Source organism: Pirellulales bacterium, from assembly GCA_036490175.1.
Taxonomy (GTDB): Bacteria; Planctomycetota; Planctomycetia; order Pirellulales; family JACPPG01; genus JACPPG01.
The window spans coordinates 1-6,115 of record DASXEJ010000310.1 but is presented as its reverse complement, the minus strand read 5'-3'; the positions used below and the strand labels follow the sequence as shown (position 1 = coordinate 6,115).

The 6,115-nt window shown below is 61.3% G+C and carries 7 protein-coding genes; 4 read left to right on the top strand and 3 right to left on the bottom strand.

Annotation, left to right across the window (positions count from 1 at the left end):
- Nucleotides 1-333: DUF488 family protein (locus VGG64_23920; protein ID HEY1602673.1), on the top strand; the 333-nt coding region annotated here is incomplete at its 5' end.
- Between the two features lie 81 nt (nucleotides 334-414).
- On the opposite strand, the gene VGG64_23915 is transcribed toward VGG64_23920, so the two are convergent.
- Entirely contained in the window at nucleotides 415-2,175 is a 1,761-nt protein-coding gene (locus VGG64_23915; protein HEY1602672.1) for a hypothetical protein, read from the bottom strand.
- Nucleotides 2,176-2,508: 333 nt separating this feature from the next.
- Here VGG64_23915 and VGG64_23910 point away from each other — a divergent pair, with 333 nt between their 5' ends.
- Nucleotides 2,509-2,844 (top strand): hypothetical protein, encoded by a 336-nt coding sequence (locus tag VGG64_23910; GenBank protein ID HEY1602671.1) that lies wholly within the window; start codon nucleotides 2,509-2,511, stop codon nucleotides 2,842-2,844.
- A 56-nt stretch (nucleotides 2,845-2,900) separates the two neighbouring features.
- Here the strand turns inward: VGG64_23910 and VGG64_23905 are convergent, their stop codons facing one another.
- On the bottom strand, nucleotides 2,901-3,242 hold the full coding sequence (locus VGG64_23905; GenBank protein HEY1602670.1) for a DUF962 domain-containing protein: 342 nt from the start codon (nucleotides 3,240-3,242) through the stop codon (nucleotides 2,901-2,903).
- 197 nt (nucleotides 3,243-3,439) lie between these two features.
- Here VGG64_23905 and VGG64_23900 point away from each other — a divergent pair, with 197 nt between their 5' ends.
- On the top strand, nucleotides 3,440-4,795 hold the full coding sequence (locus VGG64_23900; GenBank protein HEY1602669.1) for a DUF3386 family protein: 1,356 nt from the start codon (nucleotides 3,440-3,442) through the stop codon (nucleotides 4,793-4,795).
- Nucleotides 4,796-4,868: 73 nt separating this feature from the next.
- A complete protein-coding gene (gene rph / locus VGG64_23895; GenBank protein ID HEY1602668.1) occupies nucleotides 4,869-5,606 on the top strand; it encodes a ribonuclease PH in 738 nt (245 codons plus the stop codon).
- A gap of 62 nt (nucleotides 5,607-5,668) precedes the next feature.
- Here the strand turns inward: rph and VGG64_23890 are convergent.
- On the bottom strand, nucleotides 5,669-6,115 hold a 447-nt coding region (locus VGG64_23890), incomplete at its 5' end, for a hypothetical protein (GenBank protein HEY1602667.1).

Below are 6,115 nucleotides of genomic sequence, written 5' to 3'. Positions count from 1 at the left end.
GCCTACGAGAAACCATCGCGGCAAGACGGGCTTCGGATCCTGGTCGAGCGACTATGGCCTCGTGGGCTGACCAAGGCGGCAGCGAAAATCGACTTGTGGCTGCGCGACGTGGCTCCCAGCGCGGAATTACGCAAGTGGTACAACCACGACCCAGAGCGGTGGGGCGAGTTCCAACGTCGCTATCGCCAAGAGCTGCGCGGCGCTGGCGATCTTCTGAAACTGCTCAAGCACCGCACCGGCGAAGGATCGGTCACTTTCATCTACGCCGCGCACGACACGGAGCGCAACAGTGCGGTCGTGCTGAAGAAATTCCTAGAAGCCGACTCCGATTAGTAGCACGGAACCGAGTGGGCACTCACTGAGGCGCCGCTACTCCATCCGCGAGCACGCTGAATCGCGTATAGTGGCTACAGCTTATGCGCCAGGAGACTTGGCTTGCTGCTTGTGCCGTTGCCACCAATCGAGCACTTGCCGACGCCCCGTGGGTGTCACGAAGCGCGCTGCGGGGATGGACATGCCGCGCAAGTCAGCGTCATTCACCTCTACGACGCCAAAGTCCGAAAGCGATACCCCTTGCCGCTCGAGCAGCATCGCGGCGGCCGTGCCCCCCACATCCGGTGATGGGTCATGCGAAGTGCCCAAGGGATCGGTCATTTCGATAAGACTTGCCAGCCAATCGTCCAGCCCCGGCCAGGGGTCGCGATCCGCGATCGCCATCGCTGCCAGCCATCCGACGTTGTATTTCAGGTCTTCGTTCGGCGGAGGTAAGCGACCGCGTCGTCCGGCCTCGACCAGGCCGGGCAGCGCCTCGTGCGTGCCGATTTCCGCCACGATAGCGCACAGCAGCACATGCCGGCTGCTCCGTCCGCCAAATTGGAAATCCTCTGGTTCCGCTTTGGGCTGGTCATCGACGGCCAGCAGATACGGCCCGACAAACCGCGAAACCACGGTCGGGTCGAGCTGCCGGAGCAGTGCGATTTCACGCTCGGCCAGGCATTGTTTGCGATTCAAGTAGTAAGCCGTCGTTCGCTCGCTCAATTCCCGCAGTCGTTGCGGCTCGTCGACCTTCAACTGCTGGTGATCGTACAACAGCCGCCGACGCGGAGTGGGCAAATTAACCAGGTGAAACATCCGCCCTTCCTTGGCCGGATTAAGCGGGTGCGTGGGGGGCAAGCCGATGCCCACGGGATAATCCCCCGGCGCTAGCGAATTGCCACTCACGCAATGTGCTACCTGGTCGTCGATGCGATCGAAATGCGTTGTCCGGTCCGCCTGCTCGACACGCTGAGGGACGTCGACCAGCAAATACTGCACTGTGTTGTGCGTCCGCTCGACCCAAATCTCGGCGGCCATTGCGGGCTGACAAAGGTCGTGCAATCGAGCCAGCCGCTCAAGGGCTTCCGGCGTCAGATTCTCGGAAGACTCCAGATGTTCGGCGATCACATCACGAATGCGAGAAGTCCAAGCGTCGTAAACCAGTAGATCAATTAACTCGCCTTCGGCCGCGTCCTGTGCAGAGCTAGTCTCGGTGCGTGAAACCAGGGTCTTGATCCAACCCTGCATGGATTCTTCTGTGGCCGTCGGCGCGGGCCACGCTGCCGGATCGCTCGCCAGCCAGGCTAGCCAGGCCGTCTCGCGTACTGCCGCCAAGCGGACGCGTGCATCGCGCGACAGCGTAACGTCTGCCAGACGCCGTTTGACTTTCTCAGCCACGAGACGAGCAAGTTCCGGGCTGCGCTTAGCGGCCCAGCCGAGGCGCGTGGTGGCACCGATACGCTGGCCGTACAAATCTGCGTCAGCCTGGGCCACCAACAGATCGATTTCAGCCGCAGTGATACCGGGGCCCGGCACGTCTTTGGGTGCTGGAAGCCGCAGTAGCAACGGTTCGCAAAGTTCGCGTACCTCGTAGGGTGTGTCAGCCCGCAGTAATAACCGCGATAGCGCCGCGGCCAGCGCCTCTTGCGCCGCTGGTTGTTCGGCCAGCGCGCGCAGTTTGTCGGCGGCATGGCGGCGGACATGGAACTGGTCAGAATCGAGCTCGGCAATCCACTTCCCCATGCCCTCGGACGCCGCTGGGATGGAATCCTCGGCCATCGCTAGGGTCAGCTCCCATTGCCCTAGGCCGATCACTGCCAGCAGCCCGCAAAGGGTAAGACGTCGAAGTGCTGGCGTCATGGTTCGATTCGCAGGAGTGAAACTATCGCCGGACATGGCCCAGCGGGGCAGGGGGGCAGCTACGCTCTGCGCAGGGCGCCGCGGTGCCCGACGGCAGATAACATCAAGCCACTAAAGCATATGTTACGCCGCAGCTGGCCAAGGTCCAACCCCGGCCCACCCGTCCGAGAGGCCGCAAGTGCCAGCAAATCGGGAAAAACCCAGGGGATTAGCGCAATCTCGGGGCCGGCCGAGCGGACAACGGGTATTGCCTCGCGGCGGCGATTTCATTACAAGCCACCACGCAATTCTTCTCCCTGCATCACATCTCGTTTCGGCCGTTGGAGGACCTCGATGGCGAAAGTCCTTGCGCGCGCGGCATGCGTTCTGATCCTGTGTGGCGGCGTGGCGGTTTCGGCATTGGCCCAAACGAGCCCGGCGACCAAGTCCAGCCCTTACGTGCAGATCACGCTGCGTCAGCAGCTCGAAAAGGGATTGAAGTGCCGGCGTCCGATTGAATTTCAATTTGTCGATCACGTGGCGGATCTGGTCGATCAAGGAAAGCTGCCGATTGACATCGTCAACAAATGCTTCGACTGGTCGCGGCAGAAAAACAGCTTCCGCCCCTACGTCTATTTCCGTCGCAGCCTGACGATCTTGGCAGAAAAGAGCGGCTTCGCGATCAACTAGCGCCGCTCGGCGATTTGGCCAAAGGTCAAACGATCGGCGCGACCTGTAGCTGCACTTCAGCGCGTCGTCGCGCCCAGGATCCGCTGCACCTCGGCGCCCATGCGCCCGCTGAGCATCAACGCCCAGAGCTTTAGATCCGCCAGGAATGACCACAGCGGATATTTGAACGAGGCAGGGCGGTTTTTCTCGATGCCAAAATGGCTGATCCAAGCCAAGCTATAGCCGGCAATCGGTGCGGCGGCCAGCAGCCACCAATATTGCAGGGCGATCGCCGTGGCCACGGCGATCATGGCCAGGCTCGTACCGACAAAGTGCATGATGCGCGTGCGAAGTAAACTGTGCTCGCGCACGTAGTAGGGCCAGAACTCGGCAAACGTGTCAATGCGATCGTGCGGCATGGCGATCCTCGATTCTGGGCGTTTCAGTCGATCAAGCCGACTGTTGAATCTGCCGGCCCACATTCCTGTCGGGTTATTTTGACGCCGATGCTGCCGCGAAGCAATCGGCAGGGGCCGTGCAGCCTCCGCTAGTTTGACACGCGGCGCCGCGCCAGGGACACTCGATCCAACATCACTTCCCAGAGCGAGGTGCGATCATGGAACCCAGGCGAATCGTGACTCGGGCGGCGCAGGCATGGCTACTGCTTCTGCTGGGGACTGGTATGGCGCGGGCCCATTATTTGTTTGTGCGGATTCTGCCGCCGGCCGAAGGGGGGCGAGCCGCCGAGGTCTATTTCAGCGAGAAAGCCGACGCCGGCGATCCCCGCTTTATCGACAAGATGGCTCCGACAAAGCTCTGGGTACAAGCCGAGCCCGGCAGCTTCCGCCCTTTGGAAGTTGTCAAGGGAGCGGATCGACTGCGCGCGCACTTGCCGGGGGCCGGCAGTGTGGCCGTCATCGGCGAACTCGACTACGGCGTATTGGCGCGACCGTCGCAGACACCGTTCTTGCTGCGGCATTATCCCAAAGCGGTGGCCGGCAAGCCTGACGAATTGAATCGCCTGCGGCCCCGCCAGGAAACCCGGCTCGAGATCGTGCCTCAGTTTGCCAACGATCACGTATTGCTCACGGCGCTACGTGATGGCAAGCCTCTTGCCGGCGCCAAAATTCAAACCGTTGATGTAAATCTGGTGGGGGATGAATTCACGACCGATCAACAGGGCCAGGTCAAATACGCGCCCCCGTCGACGGGCGTCTATTCGGTCTATACGCAATTCGTCGATAAGATCCCCGGTAACCATAACGGGCATGCGTACGAAGAGGTGCGCGAATTCGCGACATTGGCGTTTAATTGGCCCCTGGCACGCTCGGACGCCGATCCAGCCGCGGTGAAGCTCTTTGAAGACGCCGTCGCCGCCAGGGCAAAATGGCAGAGTTTTCCCGGATTCACCGCCAGCGTCGAGGGGGATGTCGAAGGGCGATCCATCTCGGGTGACATTACCGTGAACGCCGATGGCAGCGTCCTGGTCACCGCCGCCGACGAGCCCGTTGCCGATTGGGTTCGCGAACAACTGCAATCGATTTCCATGCACCGCATTGCCAGAGAGACCTCCGGTGACGCTCCTCCGATCGTACGTTTTGCCGACGAAGACGAAGATCATCCGCTGGGCCGGCTTTTGGAATTCGATGGCGGGCAGTTTGCTTCGAGCTATCGAGTAAAGGACGGTCAACTGACCGTTGTGAATCGCAACTTTGGCCAGCAGGACATGACGATCACGGTATTGGACACCGATCGGAACCCCGAAGGGGGCTACTTGTCACGCAACTACACGGTGCAATACTGGGACGCCGCTACGGGCCGGCTCGACCGTACGGAAAGCGTGCAGGATCGCTGGGCGCGCGTCGGTGCGTTTGATTTGCCGCGCGGCCACACGGTTTCCACGGCCGCGGCAGGGGGACTGTCGGTGCGCAGCTTTACGTTAAGCGGGCATAAGCTGCTGAAGACAAAGTGAGAATCGCCACGCCGAGCGAATTCGCAGTCCCCTCTATTCACATTCTTGAACCAGTCATCACTCCAGGATTCCCATGCCCACTCGCCACGACGGTCGCCGCCCCAACGAAATCCGGCCCCCGAAGATCAAGCGTCGTTACACACGCGCCGCACCCGGCAGCGTGCTCTACCAGGCGGGCAATACGACTGTGCTCTGTACGGCCAGCGTCGAGGAACAAGTGCCGCCGTGGATGAAGGGAAAGGGACGCGGCTGGGTCACGGCTGAATACAACATGTTGCCCGGCAGCACCAGCCCGCGCAAACGTCGCGATCGCGACGGCAAGGTCGATGGCCGCACGACCGAGATCCAGCGCTTGATCGGGCGCAGCTTGCGGGCGATCTGCGATCTCGATGCACTGGGCGAGCGGTCGATCACGGTCGATTGCGACGTGCTCGAGGCGGATGGCGGCACGCGCACCGCTTCGATTACCGGCGCCTTCATCGCACTGGTCGATGCGATGCACACTCTTCGCGAGAAGTTGGACCCCGCGCGGCCGCCGCTCGTCGATAGCGTGGCGGCGGTCAGCGTGGGCATTGTCGGCGGTCACGCCCTATTGGATCTGGATTATCCGGAAGATGTCGATGCGGAAGTCGACATGAACGTGGTGATGACCGGCGGAGGCCGCTTTGTCGAGGTCCAAGGAACCGGCGAAGAAGCCACGTTCAGTGAGAAGGAATTACAAACTCTTGTCAAGCTCGCCAAAGTCGGCATCGCAGAACTGCACACGCTACAGCGCCAGACGCTCGGCAAGCAGTGGCCGCTGGCGAAATAATAGCGTTTTGATTTGCGAAGCGATTTACTACCAACGAGCTGCGCGCGCCGAGCCCCCAGAGCCTACCCAGGCGTGTTCCAGTCTAAATGTTCATATTTGTCTGCGACAAGTTGGGCCGTGTGTTGGCTCGGCCATGATGCGGCCCTCTCCTTAGCCTCCCAAGCGGCAGCGATCGATGAACGCAGCTGCGCACTTGTCGTTGGCAAATTCGTAATGAAGTCGGAGTGCCGGCGGCCGCCCCGGTAGTGCGGCTCACGAGGGGGATGGGCCAGGAAACGTTCGGCCAACGAGAGATCGAAGTCGTAGAGCAGTGTGCCGTGATACAACAAGTGCCTCCGTCGGCAGCGGAGGCTATTGCCTGAGAATTTTTTCAGGGCTACTTCATTACGAGACTCGGCGTCGTGCCACGCTGTGTTGGGATGGGCGTGGAGCGCCAGATCGCTCGTACCGCATCGTTCGACCTGGGGCACGAGCACACGCAAGGCCGTCACCAGCCGCGAGAGTATGGT

What these genes read in the sequence shown, in the direction of transcription:
- VGG64_23910 (HEY1602671.1), top strand. Translation starts at nt 2,509, where the DNA reads ATGGCGAAAGTCCTTGCGCGCGCGGCATGCGTTCTGATCCTGTGTGGC.
- VGG64_23905 (HEY1602670.1), bottom strand. Translation starts at nt 3,242, where the DNA reads ATGCCGCACGATCGCATTGACACGTTTGCCGAGTTCTGGCCCTACTAC.
- VGG64_23900 (HEY1602669.1), top strand. Translation starts at nt 3,440, where the DNA reads ATGGAACCCAGGCGAATCGTGACTCGGGCGGCGCAGGCATGGCTACTG.
- VGG64_23915 (HEY1602672.1), bottom strand. Translation starts at nt 2,175, where the DNA reads ATGACGCCAGCACTTCGACGTCTTACCCTTTGCGGGCTGCTGGCAGTG.
- rph (HEY1602668.1), top strand. Translation starts at nt 4,869, where the DNA reads ATGCCCACTCGCCACGACGGTCGCCGCCCCAACGAAATCCGGCCCCCG.